Genomic DNA, 25498 nt, shown 5'->3' with positions numbered 1-25498 from the left:
ACCTGCTTGGCAGTCACCGTCAGGGTTTTACCCCGCACCAGGCCTGCGTTATTGCTCAGGCTTTGGGTGTTGATGGCCAGGGTTTGGCCGGCCTGGAGGCCACCGGCGTTGTTGAGGCGGCTACCGGCCTTGAGCTGCATCGCGCGCTCGGCCAAGAGCGTGGCGTCTTTGGCATTGGTCAGGCTATTGGCGGCATCAATGCTCAGGTCCGCGCCGGAGCCCATAGAAGCACCCTGCTCATTGACCACATCACGGGCCTTGATAGTGAGACCTGTGGTGGCATCCAGCGTGCCTGTGTTGGTAACGGTGGCCGTCGATGCAATTTGTACCTGGCCGCCGGCACCTGTGTCTTTCAAGGCAATTTCGCCATCGGCGCTGATCTGAATATCCCGCGCCGCCACAATCAGCCCCTGGTGCCGAACCCCGGCACCGCTGTCGCTGCTGATCAGGTTAATAAAGCGGCCGTGCATGGCGCCCGCCGCCGAGCCGGAAATGGCCAGACCCGAACCCTCAGCCTCTGCTTTGGCCGTGAATGCGCGAGTGCTGGGGTCATAGGTGCCCTGGCCGGCCGCAATCTGCAGATCGGTTTGCCGCGTCTGCGAACCCACGGCCCCCTGCAAGGCCACCGAGCGCGCGACGATGTCGAAGTAGCTCAACCCCTCAGTGTTAACGCCATCAGCGCCAATCATGACCTGGCCGCTTTGCCCATCCACCACAAACTGCAACCCGCTCGCCGCATCGCGTACACGGCCCGTGCTTACCGTAAGGCTTGAAGTGTTGAGGGTGGTAACGCCGTTCAAGGTCAGGCCATTGGGGTTAGCAAAGAGCAGATCGGCCTTGGTGCCAAACACCTCCAGGGTGCCGGAAATGGAGCTGGGCTTGTTGCCCGTGACCTCGGTAAGAATCGCCCGGGCCGCGCGTGAAAGGTTGGGGTTGCGCAACACCGCACCGCCCAGCTGGCTGGTGCCGTTGACCAGGCTGTTGTTAAAGATGACGCCTGGGTTTTGCACATCGAATTCGGTAAAGCGGTTGTGGGAAATTCCGTTGCCAGTGGGGTTGGCAATTTCGATGACCGGCACGCCGTTGGCGGCGCTGATCACGTTGGTACCGGCGCGCTGAGTCGGGTCCAGCACAATCTCGGCTACTGCCCAGCCAGGTAAACCAGCAAGAAATACAGAGAGCACCAAGGGCTTAAAAGCAGGATTAATTCGGGGGAGAGCGGGTGGTGACGCTGTTTGCTGTTGGCCGGGTTTGCGTTGCGCGCGGGTGATTTCGGCAACAGGGATAAGGAAGCCTAACGGCTTGCTGAAAATCAGGCGAAAACAGCGCGTATTCATGACCAATTCCATCCAGATGGGAGTTCAGTCACGGTAAGAAAACTAGGTAGCGCTTGCCTGTAGGAAAGCTCGGCCGTTAGCACACCGGCAAACCAAACTCTGGCCTTAAACGCCTGAGGGGCGCCTTACGACCCCTACAAAAGAAGAAAAATCACGCTTCGCTCGCAGGTCTTTCTCAAGCGAACGACAGCGCTTCAAAAGAAAATTCACACTTGCCCTTAATCCAACCAATCGACCTGTCGCCTTACCTTTTCAGCAGGCGATCACAGCCAGCTTCACTCAAGCCCACTCGCTCGAAGGATTACCATCATGGCTCTGTCGATTCATACCAACTACTCCGCTCTGGTCACTCAAACCAACCTGGGCAAAACCAACAGCGCACTGTCCACTAACCAGCAACGCCTGGGTACTGGCTACCGTGTAAACAGCGCCGCCGACGACGCTGCCGGCCTGCAGATCGCTACCCGTCTGAACGCCCAGTCCCGCGGCATGGCCGTTGCCACCCGCAACACCAACGACGCCGTTTCGCTGCTGCAAACCTCCGAAGGCGCACTGAGCGAAATGACTGACATCGTTCAGCGCATGAAAGACCTCGCCACCCAATCGGCGAACGCCACTGCCAGCTCCGACGACCGCGACGCCATGCAAGCCGAGTACGACCAACTGGGTCAGGAACTGGGCAACGTTATCAAGAACACCAAATACGCCGGTGAAGGCCTGTTCTCCGACGGCGGCGCGTCGGCTGTAACCGACGGCTCGGCCGGTAAGTTCTCCGCTGCCCTGGACTTCCAGATCGGCGCCAGCGCTGATGAAAAGCTGACCCTGGACGTGAGCACCCCGCTGACCGATCTGACCGCTGCGCTGGACACCCTGTCGGCTCAATACGCCACGCCGGACAGCACCACTCCTGGTACTGAAATCGCTGGCGCTGACGGTTCGGCTGCCAACGGCATGATCACCACCCTGAGCGACGCGCTGGACGACATCGGCTCCCTGCGTGCTCAGTTCGGTGCCAACATCAACCGCCTGAACCACACTGCCAACAACCTGGCCAACATGAAGGACAACACCGACGTAGCCCGCGGCACCATCATGGACGCTGACTTCGCTTCCGAGTCCGCCACCATGACCAAAAACAGCATGCTGCTGCAGTCGGGTATCTCGATGCTCAAGCAAGCCGGTCAGATGCCAGGCATGGTCATGTCCCTGCTGGGCTAAGCCCTTCGCACTACCCTGCTGTAGCAACGCCCCGACTGGTTCGGGGCGTTTGTCGTTGGCGGCGTTTTTTTAGCGGGCAGGTACTGCGCAAGTGGGCGGTAATCGCCTATAAAAATAGCCGGACTGTAAGATATTTCCGACACAGTCCTTGCTGCGGCCTTTTTTTGACGCCAAAATGCCGACCGCTTTGTATTTTTTTGTATCCGCGTGAGTAAACGGCCACAAAGCACCGGTTCCTTGCAGGCACATATGACAATGAGTGAAACCATGCCGCGCGCGGGAACCCATGAGGTCAAGCCCGCGTCGGTCATCCGTACCGGGCGCCCGGATGGATGCCAGGCGCACTTTCACCCTGAACGCTATCAACTGGTGTTCAGCCGTGAGGGTGTGGAGGAAAAGATCGACCTGGGTTTTTCCGGCAGCCGTTTGCTCGAACGTCTGTTGCAAGTGCCTGGCGAAGTGGTGGGCCGCGACGAATTGCTGGCCTATGCCTGGAGCGACCGCATCGTTGGCCAGGGCAGCTTGAACCAGCAGATCTACTCCCTTCGTCAGGTGTTGGGGGATGAGAAGAACCGCGAAATCATCCAGACTCTGCCCCGCCGTGGCTACATGCTCAGCCCCAAATTCCTGGTCAACCTCAACGATCTGGCCGACCTGCCTGCCCCCGGTTTCTTTCCGCCGCTGGCGTTGCCACGGCGGGCCAATCGCACACTCAACCAGCAACGTATGGCGACCTTGATGATGGCGGCTTCGGCCTTGCTGATTCTCAGTCTGGTGGTGTTCGCGTACATCTACCACGAGCTGTTCCAGTCGCAGGTGCTGGTGGCCGAGCGCGATATCGGCAACAAACATTTTACCTACGCCGCCACCACGCCGCAGGCGCTGGAACAGTTGCGCAATGACACCGGCGGGCTCACCGAACGCCTGGCCGCGCTGGTGGAACAACCGGTGCAATTCCGCCTGGGCGCCAATGCCGGTTTTTTTGAATTGCTCTGCGTGCAGCGCGACACCACGCGCTGGCTGATGATCAACCGCGCCCAGTTGCCCAAGGTGCAAGACGAGCAACTGCGGAGCTGCCTGCAATGACCCTGAGCAAAAACTGCCGCTGGTACACAGGTGGCGCGCTGCTGGTGGCCGCTGCATTGGGGGCACTGCTGGTGGTGTGCGTGAATTTCAAATCCAGCAACGAATTCAACGGCCGTTACAGCTCAAGCGGCGACGTGATTCTGCGCGATGGCCACAAGATCGAAGTCAACCATACGTTGCTGATCAAGGACGGTCGTTTCTACGCCCTTACACGCCAGGGGCTGAGCATCATGGAAACCTCGGGCATCGTGGAGTCGGGCTTTCTCAACCGCATGCGCTTGCGGGTGGAAAAAGGCAAAGCCACCGACCTGGATGCCTCGGGCAATATCGACAACGACCTGTTGTTCAACCTGATGTACGGCGGCGAAGTGGATTCGGTGATCAATCTGCGGCCGATCGGCAAGTGCTATTTCGCAGTGGAAACGCGGCAGCTTTATTGCGCGGATTGACCGCCAGACACATCAGGTCGTAGGACGAATATCCGCGCAGCGGATATCCGCCGTGTCCCAACGCAAATCGCAGGCGATATTCGCCCTACGGCTGCGCACCCTCGAACTCCGCGCCCTGTTGCGAAAACTTCACCCGCGCATAGCTCTCGCCAAACAACTGCCGGTACAAACTCTCGGCGCTGTCGGTGAGCAGCAGCACTTCAATTCGCCGGTTCGCGCCATCCTTGGGGTCGTCCGCACGCAGTGGCATCACATCGGCCTGCGCGGCCACTTGCAGCACGTTGCTGGCCGGCATGCCCGCCTCCACCAGCACATTGCGCGCCCGTAGCGCGCGGTCGCCGGAGAGGTTCCAGTTGTCGTAGCCCTGGCGCGCGCGGTACTGCACGGCGTCGGTGTGGCCGCTGAGAATCAGCTTGTTGTCGACCTTGGCCAGTACGCCGGACAGCGCCACCAGCAGGCTTTTGAAATGCGGGTTTAGGGTGGCGCTGCCACGCTCGAACATAAACCGGTTCTGGTCGTCCTTGATCAGAATGCGCAGGCCCTGGGGCACCACATTCACTTCGATATTGGCCAGCGCATCGACCTTGCCGGACACCTCGCGTATCAGCGCCGCCAGCTCCTGCAAATCGGCGCTGGTCTGGTAGTGCTTCGGTGCATTGCCGTCGGCCTCGGTCTGTTCAGCAGTATCGGCCTTCGTGCCGCTGGCTTGCCCACTGCCTTGGGCCAGCACTTCAGGCTTGGCTGGCATCGGCAGGCCGTCCAGTTCGATTGGCGTTTTACTGGTGCCGTCGAATACGCCGGCGCCGCCGTCCACCAATGGGTTGGCTTCCAGCTCGCCGGAAGCGGGGTTTTCCAGGTGGCTTTGCGGCTGCACGATCCACAGCACCATAAAGAGCGCCATCATCGCCATGGTGAAGTCGGCGAAGGCGACTTTCCAGGCGCCGCCGTGGGCTTCTTCATGGTTTTTGCGGCTGCGCCGCTTGATGATGATTTCGCGGTCTTTGTTGTTGCCGGCGCGCTTGTTCATGCGGCGTCCCTTTCTTCCTCGTACTGGGTCACCCAGACTTCAAGCTGCTTGAACGCCGGCTTCACGTCCTGCTCGATCAGTTTGCGCCCGGCGTCCACCGCCAACAGTGTCGGCTTACCAGCCACGTGAGCCACCAGGGTAGTACGCACGCACTCCAGGGCCGACAGTTCGGTCTTGATCCGCTGGGTCATGGCGCTGGAAAGCGGGTCCATCAGGCAATAGCAGCAGAAGATACCCAGAAAGGTCCCCACCAGTGCCGCGGCCACGTGGGCACCGACTTCGGCCACCGAACCACCGATGTTGCCCATGGTGATCACGATGCCCATGATCGCCGCCAGAATGCCGAAACCGGGCATGGCTTCACCGACCTTGTGCAGCGAGCGCGCCGGTTGCAGCAGGGCGTGCTCCATGGCTTCGAGTTCCTGTTCGAGGAAACCTTCGAGCTCGTGGGCGCTGATCTTGCCCATGGCCATCAGACGGAAGTTGTCGGCGATAAAGGCCATCAGGTTTTTCTCCTGACGAATCAGCGGGTATTTGGCAAACAGCTCGCTTTGCTCAGGCTCTTCGATATGCGCATCGAGCACCTTGAGGCCACCGGCATCGACCATCTCTAGGAGCTCGTAAAGCATCATCAGCAACTGGCGTTGAAACTCTTCGCCGCGGCGTTTGTACACGCACACGTCTTTGAGCTGCACGCACATTTCATGCAGCACTTCCTTGGGGTTGGCGACCACCAGGGTGCCGATGCCGGCGCCCAGAATGATCAGCATCTCGGCCGGCTGCCAGAGCATCGACAACACGCCGTGAGCCATGGTGTAACCGCCCAGTACGCAGCCGACGATGATCAGTGCTCCAATTAACTTCTGCATAACACGAGCCCTAGCTTTTGTCGGTTAAAAATCGGCAGGCCTTGGCCAGCGCTTGTTTGCTCAACTGGCACACCCGGGCGTCAGTCAAATCCAGCACCAGCGCAATCTCCTTGAGGCTGAGCTCGTGCTGGTAGTAAAGGGTCAGAATCAGTTGCTCACGTTCATTGAGCACACTCAGGGCCTGGGCCAGCAGCCGCTCTTTGTGCACGCGGTCCTCGAAGCCGGCCGTGGCCTGGTCATGGCCGTTCTGTAGCAGTTCATCGAGGCTTTCGATGGCTTCGGAGGCGTCGGCGCACAGGTAGTCCTGGTAGTCCTGGGCCGCAAGCCCGGTATGGGCAAGGATTTCCTCCTCGCTCGGCACACGGCCAAGGCGGCGTGCCAGAGCTCGAATGGCATCGCGCACCTTGTGCACCTGCTGCCGCACCTGCCGTGGGCGCCAGTCGAGACGGCGCAGCTCGTCCAGAATGGCGCCACGGATACGCAGCGCAGCAAAGCGGCCGAATTGCTCGTCGGGTTCGCCATAGCGGCGCAGGCATTCGAGCAGGCCCATCAGGCCGATCTGCTCCATGTCTTCGCGGTCCATGGCCTGACTGGCCTGCAGCGACAGCTGGCTGACGATGCGTTTTACCAGCGGCAGGTATTGGCGCACCCAACGCTGTTCGGCACCAGGGGCGAACAGGGCGCGGGGCGTGGGCTGGGCGGCGTAGTCGACGGCATGCATGGCGGCTTACTGCACGAGCATCTTGCTGACCAGCACATGCTGGAACGGCGCGACGACTTTGCGGTTGGCGAAATCCGCCAACAGTGCGGTTTCCAGTTGGCTTTGCAGCGCGGGAATGGTCAGACCGCGAAGCTCCTCGAACTTCAGCGCCGACAGATAGGCCACAGCCGAACTGCGCACCATGGGGTCGGCTTGCTCGAGTTTTTTCGGTTCGGCATCGGCATCGGCTTGCAGCACCAGGTCGAGCACAAAGTAGTGCTCACGCTCGCCGCCACGCAGGCTGACGATCACTTTCTGCACCGGGAAAAAGGTGAACTCGCCAGGCTCGCCCGGCTCTTCGCTACTGCCGGCCAGGGCCTGAGCGGCGGTTTCTTCCCCGGGCGCAGTGGTCGCTGGCGCAGGCGCGCTGCTAGCCATTGCCGTGCCGCTGTGCAGCAGTGGTTTGAGCAGCAGGTAGTTGGTCACCACGCCGCCGAGCACGACGACCATATTGAGGACCAGCATGATAAGAATGACCCGTGGCACTGCCATAAAAAACTCGCTATCCAGATGCGGTGAAATAAAAGCCCTGGGGGGCTGTTGTTAATGGGCTTAGACGGTGACCAGCACGTCGCTCTCGCCCGCCTGGCCCTGGCGCTTGTCCTGCTCGGTGGCAGGCGCGGCGGCCAGAATCTGTTCCTCTACCGGCACGCGTTGCCGCGCGTGCTGCTGGCTTTGCTGACCGGAGGTATCGGACGACACCTGCACGTTCACCTGCAGGAAGTTCTGCCCCACCAACTCCTGACGCAGACGTTCGCTGGTGTTGTTCAGCAGGCGCGCCACGTCGCTGTTGGCGGCCGAAATCTGCACCGTCAGGCGCCCGGATTCGTGGCTCAGCAGAATCTCCATGCTGCCCAGCTCCGGCGGGTCGAGGCGGATGGTCGCGCTCTGCACTTTCTGCTGCAGTTGCAGCTCCACGTTGTCACGCAGGGCTACCAACATCTGCTCGCCCCACTTTGCCTCCGGGGCTTGCAGCCTGAGGTGGCGTTCCAGCTGCGGCGTGGCCAACTCCTGCGGCACGGCGGTGGTAATCGGTGCTGGGCTGCTGCTCGCCAACGCGGTCACGGCGGTGGTGGCGCTGGAGTCAGCGCTGCCAGCAGTGCTGCTAACCGGCGCTTGCTCGGCACTTGCTGCCAGGGTGGCGAGCAGCGCGGTCAGGGCATCGCTGTCACGGTCTTGATTGGCTGCCGGTGCCAACGTGGCCGGCGTGCTGCTGGTGGACAGCACCGCGAGCTTGCTGCTCAGCCCCGACATCACCGGCTGCGCCTGCTCCTGACCACTTACGGCCTCAGCCTGCGGTTTATCCGCACCCTGCGCCGCGTCACCGTCACGCGCCTGTACCGTGGTCATGCGCTGGCCCAGCATGCTCAGCAGCCACTGCTCGGCGCTCAGTTCCTGTTGTTGCAAACTCGGGTCGAGCGGCAGCTGGGTAAGGCCATCAAGCACCTCGGTGGGCTCGGCCGACGCCGGTTCTGCCTCGGCGGGCGCGACATCCATCACGGGCGCAGTGGTCGGCACGGCCGTGGCCAACAGCGCATTGGCATCGAGCACAAACCCTTCGCTGGTGGGTGCCGGGCGATTACCTGCCTGCGCTTGCGGCGCGATGGCCTCGTCCCCCGGCAAGGCGCCTTGGGCAGGCGACGTGTTGATCAGTTGCAGCACGAGTCAGCTCCGGTTTTGCAGCAATTCGACGCGCTCGTAAGCCGAGCGCCCTTCGGCGTATTCCAGGTGCGAAAGCATGAGTTGGCGCACCCGCTCACATTCGCCGGCGCAGGCCTGGTAGGCCCGGCCGTGCAGTTCTTTGAGCTGCTGTTGCAGGCGCTGGCGCTCCAGGCTTGGCGGCACATCGCGCTGCAACTCTTCACGAATCGCTGCATCCACTTCGCCCAGGGCCAGCCAGTCACGGGCCAGCAGCACCTGCTGCAACCGCTCGTGCAACAGGCGCAGGCGTTCAACGCGAGGCACTGACACCCTCCCAGCCCTCGCGCAGGGTGCCGAGCAGGCGCACCACTTCGTCGAGGTCGGTCAGCGACAGGCTGACGCTCACATCCGAGACCTTGTAAATGCAGTAGTCGTAAAGCCGCGCCAGGCCCTGCACCAGCTCACCGCCCTGCTCGTAATCGAGGGCGCTGTTGAGGCCGTTGAGGATGTTCAGGCACTTCTCCAGCGAGCGGCCTTTTTGCTGAAAGCGTTTGCCTTCGATATGGCCACGGGCACGGGCCAGTTCATCGAGCAGGCCGTCGAACAGCATCAGCACCAACTCGTACGGCGAGGCCGAGGCGGCTTTGGCTTCCAGGTCTACGGCGCGGTAGCTGTCGTAGCCGTCGTTCAGGTTGTAGGTATTCATACGAACAGGCTGCTGGTTTGTTCCATGGAGCTCATGACTTGCATGAGGTTGGTGTACTGCTTGAGGTAGCGGCTGTACGAGCTGTCGTAGCGCACCTGCAAGGTGTCGTAGTCGTCGTTGATCTTGCTGAGCTTGTCGTTGAGGCTGTTCACCCGCGAGGTCAGCAGGCCGTTGGTGCTGCTGGTGTAGACCTTGAGCGAGGTGTCCAGGCTGTCGAGCAGGTTGCCCTTGCCGGTGAACAACGCTTCGAAGCCGTCCGGGTCGGCGGCGATGGCTTTTTCGAAGGCGGTGGCATCCAGGGTCAGCTTGCCTGTGTTGTTGGCACTGACGCCGAAGTTGATCAACGAGGTGTCGCCAAAGGAGGTGCGCACCAGGTTGTTCACCGCCGACTTGATGGCTATCACGCTGGCATCCCCGGCCAGGGCGCCACGGGCCGCGGTGTCGCTGCCGCTGGCAGTAAGCGAGCCGATGCTGGTCATCAGGGTGTTAAAGGCGTCGATAAAGCTTTGCAGCTTGTCTTTGGTGGCCGACACGTCCTGGCCGATATCCACGGTGAGCAAGTCGTCATCAGCGCCGGTGACCTTGTTGAAGGTCAGGCTGACGCCGGTGATGGCGGCATCGAAGGTGTTGCTGCCGTTGATCAACTCCACACCGCCCTCGCCGCCCAGGTACACGATGGCGTCCTTGGCGGTGGAGAGCTGTTTGCGGCCATCGACGGCGGTCTGCACGGCGGCGTTGTCGCTGCTCAGGGAGATGGCCTGGTCGCTGCCGGTTTTCTCGCTGGTGAGCACCAGGTTCACCTGGCCATTGCTGCGTACCAGGGTGGCTTTGAGGCCGGTGTTGTCGCTGGCGTTGTTGATCGCCGAGGCCAGGCCGTCGAGGGTGGTGATGCTGCTCATGTCGATGGAAAAGGTTTCACCGTCCTGGCCGAGCGTCAGGCTGCCGCTGCCCAGATCGGCATCGGTGAGGCCCTGCAAGGCCACCTGGTCTTTGCTGGCCAGCTGTTTGACGAAGAACTCATAACTGCCGCTGACCGCACTGGCGCCGACGCTGGCCGTGGCCGCGCCTTCGCTGCTGAATTTAGCGCTGTTGATCAGCATGCTGTCGCTGCTGGCGCTGGTGCTTTTCAGCGCCTTGGCCGCAGTGGCGAAGGTACTCAGGGCGGTTTTCAGATCGCCGACCGCCTTCAACTCGGCGTTGTATTTGGTCTCGCTGCGTTGGGCACGCGCCTGCCCGGCCTGGACGTCGTACTGAGCCAGTTGCGTTGCCATCTGTTGCACGTAGTCGGAATCAATTGCCATGTTTAAGTACCCCTCTGAATTCCATTGAGCACGTTCTATGCCAACCTATAAATCATTGATTTATAAGGGATTAGATCGAGTTGCATGGAGAAGAAAAACTTCCGCCTGGGCGACGTTGGCAAGCACGGGGAAAGCCCGTTTCCGCTTGTGGTCGCACGCAGGCCCACGGGGTAGAACAGGCGACCGTCGAGGGGGATTTATTAAGGGGAACAAATAGGCTTGGCGGAGCATTCTGGGTCCCTGCCTTCGCAGGGATGACGGTGGCTTTGATACGGAACTCTGTCATTTCCGCGCAGGCGGCGGTCCGACGATTCGCAATTCAGAATTGGGCAGGGAAATATGTTCGCCGGGATATTCTGGATCCCTGCCTTCGCAGGGATGACGGAGGGTTTGATATAGAACTTCGTTATTTGCGCGCTAGCGGCGGTCTGCCAATTCGCCAAGCCCGAGGTCAATACGGTTGCTGGCCGTACAGCCCGCTGTCGCTGTGCTGGCTGAGCAGCTGCGCAAGAATGTCGTTGTGCATGGCCAGCAACTGCCCATTGCGTTCGTTCAGACGCTGGCACTGGCTGGCGAGTTGACCGAGTTCGCTCCAGTACTGTTGCAACTGGGTGCGACGCACACCGGGGTAGAGTTCGAACAGGCGGTACAGGCCGGCGGCGTCGCCTTGCAGGCGAAAGGCGCCGAGGCCTTTGCTGCGGCGCTCGGCGCGCAGGCGGGTGGCTTCAACCAGCTCGCTGACTTGCTGGTTGATCACATCGATGCGCGGCATATCGCGGCTCAGCAAAAACTCGTAGAGCTCTTGCATCAGACCGCGCAGGCGCAGGTAGTCGGTGCAGTCTTGCTGAATATCGCGCTCAAGCGCGCTCAGCAGCTGCTCGCGCTTATCGCTCACGCATCACTGCCGGTGTGATAGGCCAGCATGCTGCGCGACAAGGCGCCCACATCCAGGCTGATTTCGCCGCGCTGCAAGGCCGCCTTGATCTGCTGAACCTTGTCCATGTCGATCTCCGGCAAGCTGCCGAGCGCGTCTTGCAGTTGCTCCAGCGGCAAGCTTTCGCTACCGGCCTGGGCATTGGCGGTTTTCTTTTGCGCCGCCACATTGGAAGCCACAACGGGAGCCTCGCTCTGGGTGGCGACGACGGGCTTGAACTGCCGGGTTATTTCCATGATTGCGTCCAACGAAGGTGGTTACAGAGCAACAGGCGACCGTTTGTATGCGCCACTTAAATCGATCTACGAAAAAAATTATGACACCTGCGCACGCCACCACGCCTGCGCGGCCAGGCCGTCCTGAATCTTTTGCTCCTGGCGCGCCAGCAGGTCTTGCCACTGACTCATTTTGCTGTCGATCAGTTGGGTAATGACTTTCTCGTTGCGCATGGCCCGCAGCAACTCGGCCTGAATGCGTCCGAGAAATTCTTCCGCCACCCCCAGCTCGCGGCGCTGCAGTTCAAGCATTTTGAACAGCGTGGCTTTGTACTGCTGCTGGTTACTGCATTGCAACGAGGTGGTGACCGGCACGCTAAAGCCACACAGGCGGCTTAAGCCGGTGATGTTGTTGCGGTAGCGCTGGCACAGGTTGCGCTGATAGTTCACCCGGCCCATCACTTCCTGCACCTTGCTGCCACGCAAACTGGCCAGGCGCGCGAGTACGTTGATCTGCTCTTTCATGGCTATTTGAGGATGCTCTGCAAAGTGGCGATGCTCACGCCCAGTTCACTGCCCTCGCCCACTTCCTGACGCAAGAAGCGCTCGAGGGCGGGAGCCAGTTGCACCGAGCGGTCGGTTTTGCTGTCCATGCCCGGGGTGTAACCACCGAGGGGAATCAGCTCTTTGATCTTTTCAAAGGTGCTGTAGAACTCTTTGAACGCACGCGCGGCACGCTGCTGCGGCACGGCGCTGACCTGGGTCATGCAGCGGCTTACCGAGGCGCTAATGTCGATGGCCGGGTAATGGCCCACATCGGCGAGCCGGCGCGACAGCACGATATGGCCGTCGAGAATGGCGCGGGCGCAGTCGACGATGGGGTCTTGCTGGTCGTCGCCTTCGGCCAGCACGGTATACAGCGCGCTCAGGCTGCCACGGGCATCGGCGCCATTGCCGGCGCTTTCCACCAGCTCCGGGAGCATGCCGAACACCGACGGCGGATAGCCTTTAGTGGCCGGCGGCTCGCCCAGGGCCAGGGCGATTTCGCGCTGGGCCATGGCGTAACGGGTGAGCGAGTCCACCAGCAGCAACACGTCGTTGCCCTGGTCGCGAAAATACGCAGCGATGCTGTGGCACAGCTCGGCGGCCTTGAGGCGCATCAGCGGCGATTCATTAGCCGGAGCCACCACCACCACGGCCTTGCGCAGCCCTTCTTCACCCAGGGCATGCAGAATAAATTCCTGTACCTCACGGCCCCGTTCGCCGATCAACCCGACCACCACCACATCGGCCTTGGTCTGCCGGGTGATCATGCCCAGCAGCACGCTTTTGCCCACGCCGCTGCCGGCAAACAGACCAACCCGTTGGCCTTTGCCGACGGTGAGCAAGGCGTTGATGGCGCGTACGCCCACGTCCAGCGCTTCGGTGACGGGCCGGCGTTTCAGTGGATTGACCCGTGGCAGTTCGGTAGGCAACGGATCGCGGCCAGTGAGTTTGCCAAGTTCGTCCAGCGGCTCGCCGAGGCCGTTGACCACCCGGCCCAGCCACGAATCGTCAATGCGCAGCGCAGTTTCTTCCTCGGCCGGAAATACCCGCGAGCCGGCGGTCAGGCCCATGGGTTTCTTGAATGGCATGAGGTAGGTGATATCGCGGTTAAAACCCACCACCTGGGCTTCCAGCAGCGTGCCGTCGGCTTGTTCGACCATGCAGCGCTGGCCGGTCATGCGCCGGCAGCCGAGGCTTTCCAATAGCATGCCGGACACCCGCACGAGGCGGCCGCTGACCTTTGCCAGTTGTACCGAGTCGAGCGAGCGCAGGGCTTCGTCGAGTTTGAACGCCTCGCCCAGGGCCATGATCAGGCCTCGCCTTGCACGTGGTCAGCGAGGGTTTCCATGCAGCTGTCCAGGCGCTGCTGGCAGCCGATATCGGCTTCGGCCTGCGCGGTGACCACGCGGCATTCGCCTAGCCCCAAGCGTTCATCAGGAATCAGCCGCCAGGCGCTGGCCCGTTCCGGGGCCAGTTCCTTGATGCGCGCGCACTCTTCGGGGTTGAGCAGAATCTGCACGTCGCCCTGCTCGCCCGGCATGGCGGCCAGCGCCTCTTCGGCCAGGCTCAGCAGTTGGGTCGGGTGCAAGGTCAGCTCGCAGCGAATCACTTGCTTGGCGACCTTTTCCACCAGCTCGAGCAATTGCTTTTGCTGCGAGCGTTCGAAGTCCTGGGCAAAGCGTTGGAACTCGGCAGCCAGCGCATCCAGTGGCCGGGCGGCGGCATCGAAGGCTTGGCGACCGTCAGCGCGGCCTTCTTCGCGGCCGTTGCGCAGGCCTTCCTGGCGGCCCTGTTCAAAGCCCTCACGCTGGCCGGCGTCCTGGCCTTGTTGCAGGCCTTCGAGATAGCCCTTTTCCAGGCCCTGCTGAAAACCGTCGGCCACGGCGCGCTGCAACTGCGCCGGGTCGCCGTTCCAGTCGCCGCCGGGCAACGCATTGCAGCGAGGTGGAAAACGATACGGCCGCCAGTTGCGGCCTTCGCCTTTGAGCACTCTGGCCTTCATCAGTGGCGGCTTCATTCGACAGTGGCCTCACGGAACAACTGCACCTGCAACTCGCCTTCGGCGGACATTTCGCGCACCACGGCCATGATGTCTTTGCGCACCTGCTCCACGCGGCTCAAGGGCACCGGGCCCTGGCGGCGACTGATGGATTCCATCTGCTGCGCCTGGCGCTTGGGCAGCGCCCCCTGAATGGCTTTGACCAACGCCGGCTCCGCGCCTTTGAGGGCCACCACCCACTCTTCCAGCGGAATGGTTTCGAGCAGCACCTGAAGCACGTCCTGGTTTTGCCGAGAGAGGATGAAAAAGTCGTACATCTCGTCTTCGATGCGCGTCACCAGGCCTTCGTTGTGGGCGCGCAAGAGCTCGAACATCTGGTTTCGGTCGCCCTTGAAGCGGTTCATGATGTCCGCCGCCTGTTTGACCCCGCGCACTTGCGAGCCCTGGGTGGACAGCACACTGAGGCTGCGATCAATCAACTGTTCCAGCTCGGCAATCACGTCGCTGTTCACTTCGCTCAGGTTGGCGATGCGATACAGCAGCTCGTCCTGGCGTTCCACCGGCATGCATTCGAGTACATCGGTGGCCATGCCCGGCGGCAGAAAAGCCAGGAACACGGCCTGCATCTGCGCGTGTTCCTTGGCGATCAAGGCGGCAAACTGGCGTGGGTCGATCCACTCCATCTTGGCCATCTTGGCGCGAATTTCTTCGCCGTAGATGCTGTCCAGCAGGTTGCGGGTAATGTCGCTACCCAAGGCCTTGCCGAGCATGCCGGAGAGGTAATGGCGCGAGGCGCCCTTGATGCTGCTCTGCTCTTTGTAGTCTTCGAAAAAACGGCCGATCACATCGGAGACCATCGGCTGCTTGATATTGGACAGGCGCGCCATGGCCTGGCTGATACCAATGATTTCTTCGCGCGTCAGGTGCTTGAGCACGCCGGCGGAAATGTCGTCACCCATGCTCAGCATCAAAATCGCGGCCTGCTCCATGGAATTGATCGCACGGGCGGCAGGGCGCGGCTTGAGGGCACGGCCGTCGTTAGGCGGGTTTGAGATCTCGGTCATTTCGGCCTATCCAGTGTTTGATCACTTCCGAGACGCGCTCGGGGTCGTTTTTCGCCAGCATCTGCAAATGCTCCACCTGCATCTCCAGGCCGGAGCCCGGCGCTGGTAGGCGGATTTCCGATAGCGGATTCAGCTCGCCAAGGATGTTGATGCCGTGCAGCGCATCCTCGGCTCGTGGGGTGGGGTTCAGGTGCATACGCCGCTCCCCTTCACGGGCCAGCATCAGGTCGGGGTCACTGGCATCGGGCAGCGCCGGTAGTTGCGTGCGCTGGGTAAGGTTGCGCACCACAGGGCGCACCACCATCAGCAACAACAGCAGGCTGATCAGGCCGAACACACCGAGTTTGATCAGCGCCAGCACTGAGTCTTTCTCCCACCACGGCAACTCTTCGGCCGGGGCCAGCTCGCCTGCGGTAAACGGGAACACGCTCAACGTCACGCTATCGCCGCGTTTTTCGTTAAAGCCGACGGCGCTTTTGATCATGGCTTCCAGGTCGCTGCGGGCCTTGTCGGTCCAGCCACCTTCGGCGGCGTTTGCGGCATTGAGCACCACCGCCACACTCTGCTGACGCAGGGCGAATGCGGGGTATTTGATATGGGTGACGCTCTGGTCAAAATCGTTGTTGCGGGTGCTTTCGTTGCGCGTCGAGGTGGCCGCCTTGTTCTCGGTTTTCAGCGCTTCGGCGGTGTTTGCCGCTTTCGGGTCGGTGGCTTTCGGGTCGGCCGGCGTCGGCACCGGGCGGTTACTGAGCGAACCCGGTACGCCGAGGGCGAGTTGGTCCAGCGTGGTTTCTTCGCGTATCACTTCACTGCGCATGCGCGGCGCCTCGCCGTAGGCCTGGAAGGTCTCTTCCTTCTGGCTGAAGTCGATATCGGCGGCCACGCTGATGCGGTAGTTGTCGTTGCCCAGAATCGGTGCCAGCACCTGCTCGATATTGGCCACGGCTTTTTGCTGGTAGTCGTCCACCACTTCCCAGTTCTGCGACGGCCCGCTCCAGGCGCCGATGCCGCGCGAGAGCAGCGCGCCATGCTGATCGACCACGCTGACGTCTTCGGGTTTGAGTTGCGGCACGCTGGCAGCCACCAGGTTGACGATGGCGGCGACCTGCTCGGGCTTGAGCTTGTAGCCGGGGTTGAGCTGCAGCATCACCGAGGCTTTGGCCGGCGCGCGGTGGTTGACCACAAAGGAGCTGCTTTCTTCCAGCGCCAGGTGCACGCGAGCGTGGTCGATGCCTTTGAGGGCCATGACGGTTTTCGCCAGTTCCCCTTCCAGGCTGCGCTTGAGGCGCACGTCCTGTACGAATTGGCTGGTGCCCAGCGGCTCTTCCTTGTCGAACAGCTCGTAGCCGGCCGGCACCGCCACTTTTACGCCCTTGGCCGCGAGCAGCATGCGCGCCCGCGAAAGGTCCGCCTCACGCACCAGAATCTGCCCGCTCTGCGGGTGCAGGTGGTACGGCAGCGCTTCGGCGTCCAGCACCTGCATGGCTTCGGCGGCCGGAAAGCCTTCGCCAGCGCCGTAGAGCGGGCGGAAGGAATCGTTGTCACGCCATAGGGAATAGACCACCGCCACGGCAATCACCGCCGCCACGGCGGCCATGCCCAGCAAGGACAGGCGTGGATCAAGTTTGAAATTGGCCGGCAGCCGGCTTTTGATTTGCGCTAGCACGTTGGCTTATCCCACCCCGTTAAAGGGGCATTCTCATGATGTCGTCGAAGGCACCGCTGAGCTTGTTGCGCACTTGCAGCAAGGCGGTGAAGGACAAGCTGGCTTTCTGGCTATCGATCATGGCGCCCACCAGGTTTTCGCTTTCGCCGCTATCAACGGCGGCCATGGATGCGCTGGCTTTCACCTGCTCGGCATCCACCGCGCGCAGGGCCTGCTCGAAGGAGGCGCCGATGCTGGGTTGTTGTTGCGTACCCGGCAGCTGCATGGCAGGCCGGATGGCCTCGCCCTCGGCAATCTGGCTGAGCTGATTGAGCTGGCTGAGCAAGCCCTGTTGAACCGTGTTGATGGCACTCATGCTGTTTCTCCCTGACGTGTTAAACCGGCACCTGCACGCCTTGCTCACGCATGGCATTTAGGCGGTAGCGCAGCGCGCGAGTGGTCATGCCCAGGCACGCGGCGGCACGGGTTTTATGGCCGCCGCAGCGGCGGATGGTGTCGATCACATGTTGGTATTCGGCCCACTTGCCGCTGGCACGCAAGGCCGCCTTGCCGCCTTCGCCGGGGGGCAAAACGGCGAACATCGGCTCGGCCGCTGGCAGGCTGTCGAGGTTCAGGCCCAGGTCGCGCGGCTGAATAAACAGGCCGTTGCGCAGCACCAGAGCGCGTTGCAGGGTGTTTTCCAGTTCGCGGGCATTGCCGGGCCAGTCGTACGTGAGCAAGGCCTGGCACGCCTCGGCGGTCAGCAGGTTGTCGCTGTTTTCCTGCGGCGCGTATTGGCGAATAAACCGGCGCGCCAGCGGCAGCACATCTTCCTTGCGCTCGCGCAGCGGGCTGATATGCAGGGGCAGTACGTCAAGGCGAAACATCAGGTCGGCACGAAAGCGCCCAGCGGCGACTTCGGCCTGCAGGTCGCGGTTGGTGGCGGCGACGATGCGCACGTTAAGGGCAATTTCCTTGCGCCCGCCCAGGCGCTCCACGCGCTGTTCTTGCAGCACGCGCAGCAACTTGGCTTGCAGGCCCAGGGGCAATTCGCCGATTTCATCCAGCAGCAAGGTGCCGCCGTTGGCCAGTTCGAATTTGCCGGGTTGTGCGGTGACCGCACCGGTAAAAGCGCCGCGCTCGTGGCCAAATAAAATGGACTCGAGCATCTGCTCCGGAATGGCGGCGCAGTTGACGGCAATAAAGGGGGCATCGGCGGCAGACCGCTCGCCGTTAGTAGAGAAACGATGGATATAGCGCGCCATCAATTCCTTGCCGGTGCCGGTTTCGCCGGTAATCAGAATGGGCGCGCGGGTCAGGGCTACACGTTGCGCCATGGCGAGCAACCGGCGGCCGGCCTGGGAGCAGGACACAAAGCCTTCTTCGGCATTGCTGGCGTGTTCCTGGCGGCGCAGCAGTGCGGCCACTTGGCTTTCGCTGAACGGGGCCAGCAGGTAGTCGACGCAACCGAGTTCCAACAGCGCGGCGGCCTTTTCCTGGTCGGCGTATTCGACGATGGGCACCAGGCTGATCTGCCCGGTCTGGCGCAGCAAGGCGCCGGCCTGGGCATAGAGGTCGGCGGCGTTCTGGCCGCTGACAAATACGAACACCAGGCTCGCCGCAGCCAGGGCTGGCGCGTCCAGTTCCACAAAGCTGGCACAGCGCCGAACGCGGCAACCCTGGTCGGCCAACTGCTGGCGCAACAGGGCGTAACTGGCTTCGTCGCCATGCCCGATCACCACCACATGGCGGGAAACTGCAGGCACTTCGAAGTGCACGCGTGAAGTGTAATGCTGTGCGGGGCTAAGACTGTTCAAGGTCATTTACCTGTGGTGGTCGCTCATGCACTTGCAGCTGTTTATAACGGCACGCAAGTGTGAACGGGTAGCACGAAATATTTTTTCAATAACCCTTTAATACTTCTGTCACCAGGGTCGCCATTTGCATCTGCGCGGTAAACTTTTTAAGCGCCGCAGTTGAACTTTCGTGCAACTCGCCAAGTCGTATGTACGTCGCAGATCAGCTCGTAGGAAATACCCTACACAACAGTGACGCAATTCACGAAATTACTTGTTCTTAATTAAAATCAAGCGGGCGCAATGCCTGTCAAAAACAGCATTTGATTTCTATTGATTTAAATTTTCACCCCTCTCACGCCAGACTCCACCCCATGCCAGAGCAGCCCCATCGGGTTTGCGCGGCTATGTCGCGTTTGCGCCGCCGACCATTTCGGTAGCCACGCATCAGCACCCCTGAATCTTCTGCAGAGATCATCAGGTGGGTTCTGCGGGTAATTCAGGAATATGGCCTTAACTATGACTGGTCACTCTAAAGTCCATCACCGCGTGCCTGCGGAAAGTTTGACGCGGTTGAAACCGCACAAACTTGGACGGCACTACCACAAGATTCCTCAGCACATCTTCGAGGTGGCCAGCAAATACCCGCGCATTATTGGCGACTACTTTCTTCGCAATTACCGCATCAACCTGGAGCTGGTTAAAGTTGATGTATTGGAAGAGCGCGCAAGCGACCCGGACTGTATATATAAGTCCATCTACGGCAAGGTCGGTTTTGCCATTGACCGCCCGCTGTTGACCGAGGCGCTGGAGTGCTACTACGGCGGTACCGGCCTGCCCAGCGAAGAGGCACCGCCGGTGAGCACCTCCGAGCAGCGCATGCGCAATCGCCTGGGTATCGACGTCACCCAGATCTTCGCCCGCGCCCTGCTCTCGGGCTCGACCTTGGGCAACCTCACCCCGCACGAAAACGATTTCGACCCGGCGGTGTGGGAGTACGTGGCCGAGTTCACGTACTTGAGTCACCTGTCCGGCACCCAGTCTTCGATCTTCCTTTATCTGGATAACCAACTGGTCGACGAGCTGACCGCGCGCCTCAGCGGCCCGGCCAGCAGCACGTTGGCGGGCAACCCGGCCAAGCATATCCAGCACCTGCCGGTGCGCCTGGAATGTGTGGTGGCGGCGTTGCAGATGCCGCTGTCGCAGGTGCTCGCCTTGCAGGTCAACGACATCCTCATGGTGCGCCTGCTGGAGCACACCGAGGTGCGCATCAACCAGCACAAACTCTTCCGCGGCACCCTCTTCGAAGAAGACGGCTCCCTCTTTGTTACCTCGCTTGAGAGTGTGAAAACCCCATGAACGGCCAACTTTCGGATAACGATTTCGAGTCTTTGATCAACGACGACGATCTGGCCACCGCCAGCACCGCCGCCGACACCAGCAGCAGCCAGGACAGCGGCGCGCACTTGCCGCAGCAGGACCTGAGTTTCTTCGGCCGCATTCCGGTGAATGTCACCCTGGAAGTGGCCTCTACCGAAATCTCGCTCAAGGAGCTGATGGATGTGGATGCCAGCAGCGTGATCGTGCTCGACAAACTTGCCGGCGAGCCGCTGGATGTGAAGGTCAATGGCGCGCTGTTCGCCAAGGCCGAAGTGGTGGTGATGAACGGCAGCTACGGCTTGCGCATCGTCGAGCTATGCGGCAACGGCATCAGCGATATCAAGCCATGACAGCCCGCCGCGCCCTCGCCCTGCTCGGCCTTGTGTTCGCGGCCCTGTGCCCGCTGGCGGCGCAGGCGGCCGGGGGCGAGATTTCGCTGCTGAGCCTGAATGACACGGCCAATGGCCAGGAAGTCAGCGTCAAGCTGCAGATTCTGATCGTCATGACCTTGCTGGGTTTTCTGCCGGCCATGTTGATGATGATGACCTGCTTTACCCGCTTTATCATCGTGCTGGCCATTCTGCGTCAGGCCATCGGCTTGCAGCAGAGCCCGCCGAACAACGTGCTGATCGGCATTGCCCTGTGCCTGACCATGCTGGTGATGCGCCCCGTGTGGCAGGAGGTGTACAGCACCGCCTATGTGCCGTTCGAAGCCGACCAGATCACCCTCACCCAAAGCCTTTCCATCGGCAAGGCCACCCTGTCGAAATTCATGCTGGCGCAAACCAGCAAGAGCGCGCTGGACACCATGGTGGCCCTGGCCGGTGAAACCGTGCCGGAGGACCTCAGCACCCTGGACTTCAGCCTGCTACTGCCCTCCTTCGTGCTGAGCGAACTGAAAACCGCCTTTCAGTTGGGCTTCATGATTTTCATCCCCTTTCTGGTCATCGACCTGGTGGTGGCCAGTGTGCTGATGGCGATGGGCATGATGATGCTGTCGCCGATGATGATCTCGCTGCCGTTCAAGCTGATGATCTTTGTGCTGGTCGACGGCTGGGCATTAACCATGGGCACGCTGTCTTCCAGCGTGCAGCCATTTTAGGGACGGCCCGGATGATTACGCCCGAAAGCGCTGTAGAGATTGTGGCCAACGCCGTGCATATCGTGGCGTTGATCGTCTGTGTGCTGGTGGTGCCGAGCCTGGTTGGCGGCCTGATCGTCAGCGTGTTCCAGGCTGCCACGCAGATCAACGAACAAATGCTGAGCTTTCTGCCGCGCCTGCTGATTACCCTGGGCATGCTGGTGTTTGCCGGCCACTGGATTGTGCGCACGCTGTGCGACCTGTTTATTCAGACCTTCAAGAACGCTGGCGGGATGGTCGGCTGACTGCCATGCCTGCCAGCGAATCGATCTTTCAGGCCGGCCATTACCTGCAGCAGATGCAGGTGTACTGGTGGCCGTTCTGCCGGATTCTGGCGCTGTTCAGCATGGCGCCCATCTTCAGCCACAAGGCGCTGCCCAAGCAGGTGCGCATTCTGCTGGCTCTGGCCGTCACTCTGGCCCTGGCCACCGCCCTGCCGCGCATGGACAGCATCGACCCGCTGTCGGCCAAAGGCCTGCTCACTGCCCTGGAGCAGATCGCCATCGGCATTCTGCTCGGCGTTGCGCTGCAGCTGGTGTTTACCGTGTTCACCCTGGTGGGCGATGTGGTGTCGACCCAGTTGGGCCTGAGCATGGCGGTGTTCAACGACCCGATTAATGGCGTGTCGTCCTCTTCGATCATGTTCCAGCTGTACTTCGTGCTACTGGTGTTTTTGTTTTTCGCCATCGACGGCCACCTGCTGGCCGTCAGCGTGCTGTACCAGAGCTTTATCTACTGGCCGGTGGGCAGCGGCTTGCATTACGACGGCTTTGAAACAGTGATTTACGCCTTGAGCTGGGTGCTGGCAGCGGCAGTGCTGATCACCCTGCCGCTGGTGTTCTGCATGGTGCTGGTGCAGTTCTGTTTTGGCCTGCTCAACCGCGTATCGCCGACCCTCAATCTGTTTTCACTGGGCTTTCCGATGTCGATTCTGGTGGGCCTGCTGTGCATTTACCTCACCCTGCCCAACCTGCCCGACAGCTACCTGCACTTGAGCCGCGAGTTGCTGAATAACATCGGCCAGTTGCTGCGTGGAGGTGCGCGTGTCTGAACAGAATAGCGCCCAGGAAAAGACCGAAGACGCGTCCCAGCAGAAGCTGAAAAAGAGCAAGCAGGACGGCCAGAGCGCGCGTTCCAAAGACCTCTCCACCACCATCTCGCTGATGGTGACCTTGGTGGTGCTGAAGTTCAGCGCGATGTATTTCTACGAGGGCATTCGCCAGAGTTTTTCCCTGGCGTACCTGGACCTGCGCCACAGCGAAATGGGCCTGGACGACCTGGACCTGATCCTCACCCACAACCTGCTGCTGTTTATGCAGATTCTATTGCCGCTGCTGCTGACTCCGGTGCTGGTAGTGCTGTTCAGCCTGGTCCCCGGCGGCTGGGTGTTTTCGGCAAAAAACTTCAGCCCCAAACTCAGCAAGCTCAACCCCATCAGTGGCCTGGGCCGCATGTTCGGCATGCAGAACTGGGTGGAGTTGCTCAAGTCGTTGGCCAAGATTGCTGTGCTGGTTACGGTGGCGTACCTGCAGATCATTCACGCCGTGCCCAAGCTGATCGCCCTGCAACGCAGCGACCTGCCCACCGCCATCGGCAGCGCGTTCAGCATGACCTACGACCTGATTCTGGTGCTGATGGCGGTGTTCATCCTGTTTGCCGTCATCGACATTCCGCTGCAGTTTTTCTTCTTCCGCAAAAAGCTGCGTATGACCAAGCAGGAGCGAAAGGAAGAACACAAAACCCAGGAAGGCCGCCCCGAGGTCAAGGCGCGGATCAAACAGGTACAGCGCCAGCTCGCGCAGCGGCAGATCAACCGCGTGATCAAGAAAGCCGACGTGGTGATCGTCAACCCGGTGCACTTTGCCGTGGTGCTCAAGTACGACCCGAAGAAAGCCCAGGCGCCCTTTGTGCTGGCCAAGGGCCTGGATGAAACCGCGCTGTATATCCGCAAGATGGCCAACGCCCACCAACTGGACGTGATCGAAGCGCCGCCGCTGGCGCGCGCCATTTACTTCACCACCCAGGTCAACCAACAGATCCCGGCGCAGCTGTACAAGGCCGTGGCCCACGTATTGACCTACATCCTGCAGCTCAAGGCTCACCGCCAAGGGCGCCGCAGCGCGCCGGTACTGGCGCGCAACCTTGAAATCCCCGATGAATTGCTGAGCCGAGTATCACCATGAACCTACTGCAGCAACTGACCCTCACCTTGAAGAGCGGCCGCATCGCCATTCCGCTGCTGGTTCTGGCCGTGCTGGCGATGATCATTCTGCCGCTGCCGCCGCTGCTGCTGGATGTGTTGTTCACCTTCAACATCGGCCTGGCGATTCTGGTGCTGCTGGTGAGCGTGTCGTCGCGCCGGCCGCTGGATTTCTCCCTGCTGCCAACGGTGATTCTGATCACCACCTTGCTGCGCCTGTGCCTGAACGTGGCCTCCACGCGGGTGGTATTGCTCGACGGCCATACCGGCACCAACGCCGCGGGCAAGGTGATCGAGGCCTTTGGTGAGGTGGTGATCGGCGGCAACTTTATCGTCGGCATGATCGTGTTCGTGATTCTGATGATCATCAACTTCATGGTGATCACCAAAGGTGGCGAGCGCATCTCCGAGGTGACAGCGCGCTTTACCCTCGACGCCCTGCCCGGCAAACAGATGGCCATCGACGCCGACCTGAACGCTGGCCTGATCACCCAGGACGAAGCCAAACAGCGGCGTGCCGATGTATCCAAGGAAGCCGACTTTTACGGCGCCATGGACGGTGCCTCCAAGTTCGTGCGCGGCGATGCGGTGGCCGGCATTCTGATTCTGCTGATCAACCTGTTCGGCGGCGTGGCCATCGGCGTGATGATGTACGACCTGCCAGCCGGCGAAGCCTTCCGCCAGTACGCCTTGCTCACCATCGGTGACGGTCTGGCCGGGCAGATTCCGGCGCTGCTGCTGTCTACCGCCGCGGCCATTATCGTTACCCGCGTAAACGAATCGGCGGAAATCACCAGCCTGGTGCAGAAGCAGATGCTGGCCTCGCCGCCGCTGCTGTACACCGTGGCCGGCATTGTGCTGATTCTCGGCCTGGTGCCGGGCATGCCGCATATCGCCTTTATCGGCTTTGCCGCGCTGATCGGTTTTATCGCCTGGCGCGTGGCCCGTGCCGAGCCGCCGATGGAAGCAGCCACCCTGGAACAGGCCGAAGCCATCAGCAAAGCCATGGACCAGGAGCGCACGCAGAACCTGGCCTGGGAAGATATTCCGCTGGTGGAACGGCTGTCGATTTCGCTGGGCTACAAGCTGGTGGGGCTGGTTAACGAAGCGTCCGGCTCGCCCTTGCCACAGCGGGTGCGCGGGGTTCGCCAGACGCTGTCGGAAAGCCTCGGCTTTCTGCTGCCCGAAGTGCAGATTCGCGACAGCCTGCGGCTCAAGGCGGCGCAGTACAACATTCATATCAACGGCGAACGCATCGACGGCGCCGAGCTGCATGCCGATCGTTTGATGGCGATTCCAGGCGCTGAGTTATACGGCGAAATAGACGGCATTCTCGGCACCGACCCGGCGTACCGCATGCAGGTGGTGTGGATTCTGCCGGCCGATAAACCCCGCGCCCTCAACCTAGGGTACCAGGTGATCGACTGCGCCAGCGTGATTGCCACCCACCTGAACAAAGTGGTACGCGAACACCTGCCGGAAATCTTCAAACACGACGACGTCGACCACCTGATGCAACGCCTGGCCGTGCAGGCTCCCAAGCTGGCCGAACACCTCAAGGGTGCGCTGAGTTTTACCCAGCAGCACAAGGTGTACCGTCAATTGCTGCTCGAAGAAGTACCGCTCAAAGATATCGTCACCATTGCCACCACCCTGCTCGAAGGCAGCGAAACCACCAAAGACCCGGTGCTGTTGGCCTCTGACGTACGCTACGCGCTGCGCCGCAGCATTGTCGGCGGCATTGCCGGTGAGCGTCGGGAGCTGTCGGTGTTTGTGCTGGAGAACGCCCTGGAAAACACCTTGCTCAGTGCCTTGAGCATTGCCCAGCAAGCCGGGCCGGTGAGCCTGGACAATATTCCGGTGGAGCCCAATTTGCTCAACCAATTGCAGAACGCGATGCCGGTGGTAAAGGAAAAACTGCGCAAGGATGGGCATCCGCCGATTCTGACCGTGATGCCGCAGTTACGGCCGCTGCTGGCGCGCTATGCGCGGGTGTTTAGCCCGGGGCTGCATGTGCTTTCGCAGAATGAGATTCCGGAGAAGGTGGCGGTCAATATTCTCGGAAGCCTCGGTTAGACGGCGTAGGGCGAATATCGCCTCGGGCGATATCCGCCGATACACACCGGCGTAACGGCGGATATCCGCTATGCGGATATTCGCCCTACGTGATTGGCAGCCGGCCGG

Annotated in this window: 28 protein-coding genes; 10 read left to right on the top strand and 18 right to left on the bottom strand. The window is 61.2% G+C overall.

All coding sequences use genetic code 11. The features are described 5' to 3' along the window. Nucleotides 1–1337, bottom strand: a 1337-nt coding sequence (locus tag PKE98_RS22360) for a two-partner secretion domain-containing protein (RefSeq protein WP_271197612.1), incomplete at its 3' end; no start/stop codon positions are given. Between the two features lie 309 nt (nt 1338–1646). On the opposite strand from PKE98_RS22360, the gene lafA reads away from it, so the two are divergent. The 3 genes from lafA (at nt 1647) to PKE98_RS22345 (ending at nt 4090) form a co-directional block, all read left to right on the top strand. Next, nucleotides 1647–2555, top strand: coding sequence for a lateral flagellin LafA (lafA, locus tag PKE98_RS22355; RefSeq protein WP_271197611.1), 909 nt, complete (start codon nt 1647–1649; stop codon nt 2553–2555). Between the two features lie 267 nt (nt 2556–2822). Then, nucleotides 2823–3641, top strand: coding sequence for a winged helix-turn-helix domain-containing protein (locus PKE98_RS22350; protein ID WP_271197610.1), 819 nt, complete (start codon nt 2823–2825; stop codon nt 3639–3641). Then, nucleotides 3638–4090, top strand: a complete 453-nt coding sequence (locus PKE98_RS22345) for a hypothetical protein (protein ID WP_271197609.1) — start codon at nt 3638–3640, stop codon at nt 4088–4090. Before PKE98_RS22350 ends, PKE98_RS22345 begins: the two co-directional genes overlap by 4 nt. Nucleotides 4091–4175: 85 nt before the next feature. Here the strand turns inward: PKE98_RS22345 and PKE98_RS22340 are convergent, their stop codons facing one another. From PKE98_RS22340 to PKE98_RS22260, 17 genes are all read right to left on the bottom strand, one after another. Further along, nucleotides 4176–5117, bottom strand: a complete 942-nt coding sequence (locus tag PKE98_RS22340) for an OmpA family protein (protein WP_271197608.1) — start codon at nt 5115–5117, stop codon at nt 4176–4178. Then, nucleotides 5114–5986: a flagellar motor stator protein MotA gene (gene motA / locus PKE98_RS22335; RefSeq protein WP_271197606.1), complete on the bottom strand. Its 873-nt coding sequence runs from the start codon at nt 5984–5986 to the stop codon at nt 5114–5116. The genes PKE98_RS22340 and motA overlap by 4 nt, the downstream gene beginning before the upstream one ends. Nucleotides 5987–5996: 10 nt before the next feature. Further along, nucleotides 5997–6707 carry a FliA/WhiG family RNA polymerase sigma factor gene (locus tag PKE98_RS22330; protein WP_271197605.1) on the bottom strand — a complete coding sequence of 237 codons (711 nt, stop codon included), beginning with the start codon at nt 6705–6707 and terminating at the stop codon, nt 5997–5999. A gap of 6 nt (nt 6708–6713) precedes the next feature. Next, a complete protein-coding gene (locus PKE98_RS22325; protein ID WP_271197603.1) occupies nt 6714–7238 on the bottom strand; it encodes a flagellar basal body-associated FliL family protein in 525 nt (174 codons plus the stop codon). Nucleotides 7239–7298: 60 nt separating this feature from the next. Beyond that, nucleotides 7299–8408: a flagellar hook-length control protein FliK gene (locus PKE98_RS22320; protein ID WP_271197602.1), complete on the bottom strand. Its 1110-nt coding sequence runs from the start codon at nt 8406–8408 to the stop codon at nt 7299–7301. Between the two features lie 3 nt (nt 8409–8411). After that, nucleotides 8412–8711 carry a hypothetical protein gene (locus PKE98_RS22315; protein ID WP_271197601.1) on the bottom strand — a complete coding sequence of 100 codons (300 nt, stop codon included), beginning with the start codon at nt 8709–8711 and terminating at the stop codon, nt 8412–8414. Next, nucleotides 8698–9093 (bottom strand): flagellar export chaperone FliS, encoded by a 396-nt coding sequence (fliS, locus tag PKE98_RS22310; RefSeq protein ID WP_271197600.1) that lies wholly within the window; start codon nt 9091–9093, stop codon nt 8698–8700. Before fliS ends, PKE98_RS22315 begins: the two co-directional genes overlap by 14 nt. Beyond that, a complete protein-coding gene (gene fliD, locus PKE98_RS22305) occupies nt 9090–10394 on the bottom strand; it encodes a flagellar filament capping protein FliD (protein WP_271197599.1) in 1305 nt (434 codons plus the stop codon). The genes fliS and fliD overlap by 4 nt, the downstream gene beginning before the upstream one ends. Before the next feature lie 451 nt (nt 10395–10845). Further along, complete coding sequence (flgN, locus tag PKE98_RS22300; protein WP_271197598.1) at nt 10846–11289, bottom strand: flagellar protein FlgN; 444 nt, start codon at nt 11287–11289, stop codon at nt 10846–10848. Continuing rightward, entirely contained in the window at nt 11286–11564 is a 279-nt protein-coding gene (flgM, locus tag PKE98_RS22295; protein WP_271197597.1) for a flagellar biosynthesis anti-sigma factor FlgM, read from the bottom strand. Before flgM ends, flgN begins: the two co-directional genes overlap by 4 nt. A gap of 78 nt (nt 11565–11642) precedes the next feature. Next, nucleotides 11643–12068 carry a flagellar FliJ family protein gene (locus tag PKE98_RS22290; protein WP_108097236.1) on the bottom strand — a complete coding sequence of 142 codons (426 nt, stop codon included), beginning with the start codon at nt 12066–12068 and terminating at the stop codon, nt 11643–11645. A gap of 2 nt (nt 12069–12070) precedes the next feature. Then, the gene (fliI, locus tag PKE98_RS22285) at nt 12071–13396 is read right to left on the bottom strand and encodes a flagellar protein export ATPase FliI (protein ID WP_271197596.1); all 1326 of its coding nucleotides are present in this window, start codon (nt 13394–13396) and stop codon (nt 12071–12073) included. A 2-nt stretch (nt 13397–13398) separates the two neighbouring features. Continuing rightward, the gene (gene fliH / locus PKE98_RS22280) at nt 13399–14091 is read right to left on the bottom strand and encodes a flagellar assembly protein FliH (protein WP_271197595.1); all 693 of its coding nucleotides are present in this window, start codon (nt 14089–14091) and stop codon (nt 13399–13401) included. Between the two features lie 11 nt (nt 14092–14102). After that, nucleotides 14103–15152, bottom strand: a complete 1050-nt coding sequence (locus PKE98_RS22275) for a FliG C-terminal domain-containing protein (RefSeq protein ID WP_271197594.1) — start codon at nt 15150–15152, stop codon at nt 14103–14105. Further along, nucleotides 15127–16818 carry a flagellar basal-body MS-ring/collar protein FliF gene (fliF, locus tag PKE98_RS22270; protein ID WP_271197593.1) on the bottom strand — a complete coding sequence of 564 codons (1692 nt, stop codon included), beginning with the start codon at nt 16816–16818 and terminating at the stop codon, nt 15127–15129. Before fliF ends, PKE98_RS22275 begins: the two co-directional genes overlap by 26 nt. A 19-nt stretch (nt 16819–16837) precedes the next feature. Continuing rightward, complete coding sequence (fliE, locus tag PKE98_RS22265; RefSeq protein WP_271197591.1) at nt 16838–17173, bottom strand: flagellar hook-basal body complex protein FliE; 336 nt, start codon at nt 17171–17173, stop codon at nt 16838–16840. 19 nt (nt 17174–17192) lie between these two features. Next, nucleotides 17193–18620: a sigma-54 dependent transcriptional regulator gene (locus tag PKE98_RS22260; protein WP_271197590.1), complete on the bottom strand. Its 1428-nt coding sequence runs from the start codon at nt 18618–18620 to the stop codon at nt 17193–17195. A gap of 492 nt (nt 18621–19112) precedes the next feature. Here PKE98_RS22260 and PKE98_RS22255 point away from each other — a divergent pair, with 492 nt between their 5' ends. Genes PKE98_RS22255 through PKE98_RS22225 form a run of 7 tightly spaced genes read left to right on the top strand, consistent with a single transcriptional unit; the run spans nt 19113 to nt 25390 of the window. Then, the gene (locus PKE98_RS22255; RefSeq protein ID WP_271197589.1) at nt 19113–19952 is read left to right on the top strand and encodes a FliM/FliN family flagellar motor C-terminal domain-containing protein; all 840 of its coding nucleotides are present in this window, start codon (nt 19113–19115) and stop codon (nt 19950–19952) included. Beyond that, nucleotides 19949–20323, top strand: coding sequence for a flagellar motor switch protein FliN (fliN, locus tag PKE98_RS22250; protein ID WP_271197588.1), 375 nt, complete (start codon nt 19949–19951; stop codon nt 20321–20323). Before PKE98_RS22255 ends, fliN begins: the two co-directional genes overlap by 4 nt. Further along, nucleotides 20320–21075, top strand: coding sequence for a flagellar type III secretion system pore protein FliP (gene fliP / locus PKE98_RS22245; protein WP_271197587.1), 756 nt, complete (start codon nt 20320–20322; stop codon nt 21073–21075). Before fliN ends, fliP begins: the two co-directional genes overlap by 4 nt. An 11-nt stretch (nt 21076–21086) precedes the next feature. Beyond that, nucleotides 21087–21359 carry a flagellar biosynthetic protein FliQ gene (locus tag PKE98_RS22240; protein WP_271197586.1) on the top strand — a complete coding sequence of 91 codons (273 nt, stop codon included), beginning with the start codon at nt 21087–21089 and terminating at the stop codon, nt 21357–21359. 5 nt (nt 21360–21364) lie between these two features. After that, nucleotides 21365–22165 carry a flagellar biosynthetic protein FliR gene (fliR, locus tag PKE98_RS22235; protein ID WP_271197585.1) on the top strand — a complete coding sequence of 267 codons (801 nt, stop codon included), beginning with the start codon at nt 21365–21367 and terminating at the stop codon, nt 22163–22165. Next, a complete protein-coding gene (flhB, locus tag PKE98_RS22230) occupies nt 22158–23297 on the top strand; it encodes a flagellar type III secretion system protein FlhB (RefSeq protein WP_271197584.1) in 1140 nt (379 codons plus the stop codon). Before fliR ends, flhB begins: the two co-directional genes overlap by 8 nt. Beyond that, a complete protein-coding gene (locus PKE98_RS22225) occupies nt 23294–25390 on the top strand; it encodes a flagellar biosynthesis protein FlhA (protein ID WP_271197583.1) in 2097 nt (698 codons plus the stop codon). Before flhB ends, PKE98_RS22225 begins: the two co-directional genes overlap by 4 nt. Nucleotides 25391–25498 lie beyond the last annotated feature (108 nt).

Origin of the sequence: Pseudomonas turukhanskensis, assembly GCF_027922365.1 — a bacterium.
Classification (GTDB): Bacteria; Pseudomonadota; Gammaproteobacteria; order Pseudomonadales; family Pseudomonadaceae; genus Aquipseudomonas; species Aquipseudomonas turukhanskensis.
The sequence above is the reverse complement of the archived record's forward strand: the minus strand, read 5'-3'. Positions and strand labels throughout refer to the sequence as shown.

Coding starts and splice junctions, on each gene's coding strand:
- lafA (WP_271197611.1), top strand. CDS start 1,647: ATGGCTCTGTCGATTCATACCAACTACTCCGCTCTGGTCACTCAAACC.
- PKE98_RS22350 (WP_271197610.1), top strand. CDS start 2,823: ATGCCGCGCGCGGGAACCCATGAGGTCAAGCCCGCGTCGGTCATCCGT.
- PKE98_RS22345 (WP_271197609.1), top strand. CDS start 3,638: ATGACCCTGAGCAAAAACTGCCGCTGGTACACAGGTGGCGCGCTGCTG.
- PKE98_RS22340 (WP_271197608.1), bottom strand. CDS start 5,117: ATGAACAAGCGCGCCGGCAACAACAAAGACCGCGAAATCATCATCAAG.
- motA (WP_271197606.1), bottom strand. CDS start 5,986: ATGCAGAAGTTAATTGGAGCACTGATCATCGTCGGCTGCGTACTGGGC.
- PKE98_RS22330 (WP_271197605.1), bottom strand. CDS start 6,707: ATGCATGCCGTCGACTACGCCGCCCAGCCCACGCCCCGCGCCCTGTTC.
- PKE98_RS22325 (WP_271197603.1), bottom strand. CDS start 7,238: ATGGCAGTGCCACGGGTCATTCTTATCATGCTGGTCCTCAATATGGTC.
- fliS (WP_271197600.1), bottom strand. CDS start 9,093: ATGAATACCTACAACCTGAACGACGGCTACGACAGCTACCGCGCCGTA.
- fliD (WP_271197599.1), bottom strand. CDS start 10,394: ATGGCAATTGATTCCGACTACGTGCAACAGATGGCAACGCAACTGGCT.
- flgM (WP_271197597.1), bottom strand. CDS start 11,564: ATGGAAATAACCCGGCAGTTCAAGCCCGTCGTCGCCACCCAGAGCGAG.
- PKE98_RS22290 (WP_108097236.1), bottom strand. CDS start 12,068: ATGAAAGAGCAGATCAACGTACTCGCGCGCCTGGCCAGTTTGCGTGGC.
- fliI (WP_271197596.1), bottom strand. CDS start 13,396: ATGGCCCTGGGCGAGGCGTTCAAACTCGACGAAGCCCTGCGCTCGCTC.
- fliH (WP_271197595.1), bottom strand. CDS start 14,091: ATGAAGGCCAGAGTGCTCAAAGGCGAAGGCCGCAACTGGCGGCCGTAT.
- PKE98_RS22275 (WP_271197594.1), bottom strand. CDS start 15,152: ATGACCGAGATCTCAAACCCGCCTAACGACGGCCGTGCCCTCAAGCCG.
- fliE (WP_271197591.1), bottom strand. CDS start 17,173: ATGAGTGCCATCAACACGGTTCAACAGGGCTTGCTCAGCCAGCTCAAT.
- PKE98_RS22260 (WP_271197590.1), bottom strand. CDS start 18,620: ATGACCTTGAACAGTCTTAGCCCCGCACAGCATTACACTTCACGCGTG.
- PKE98_RS22255 (WP_271197589.1), top strand. CDS start 19,113: ATGACTGGTCACTCTAAAGTCCATCACCGCGTGCCTGCGGAAAGTTTG.
- fliN (WP_271197588.1), top strand. CDS start 19,949: ATGAACGGCCAACTTTCGGATAACGATTTCGAGTCTTTGATCAACGAC.
- fliP (WP_271197587.1), top strand. CDS start 20,320: ATGACAGCCCGCCGCGCCCTCGCCCTGCTCGGCCTTGTGTTCGCGGCC.
- PKE98_RS22240 (WP_271197586.1), top strand. CDS start 21,087: ATGATTACGCCCGAAAGCGCTGTAGAGATTGTGGCCAACGCCGTGCAT.
- fliR (WP_271197585.1), top strand. CDS start 21,365: ATGCCTGCCAGCGAATCGATCTTTCAGGCCGGCCATTACCTGCAGCAG.
- PKE98_RS22225 (WP_271197583.1), top strand. CDS start 23,294: ATGAACCTACTGCAGCAACTGACCCTCACCTTGAAGAGCGGCCGCATC.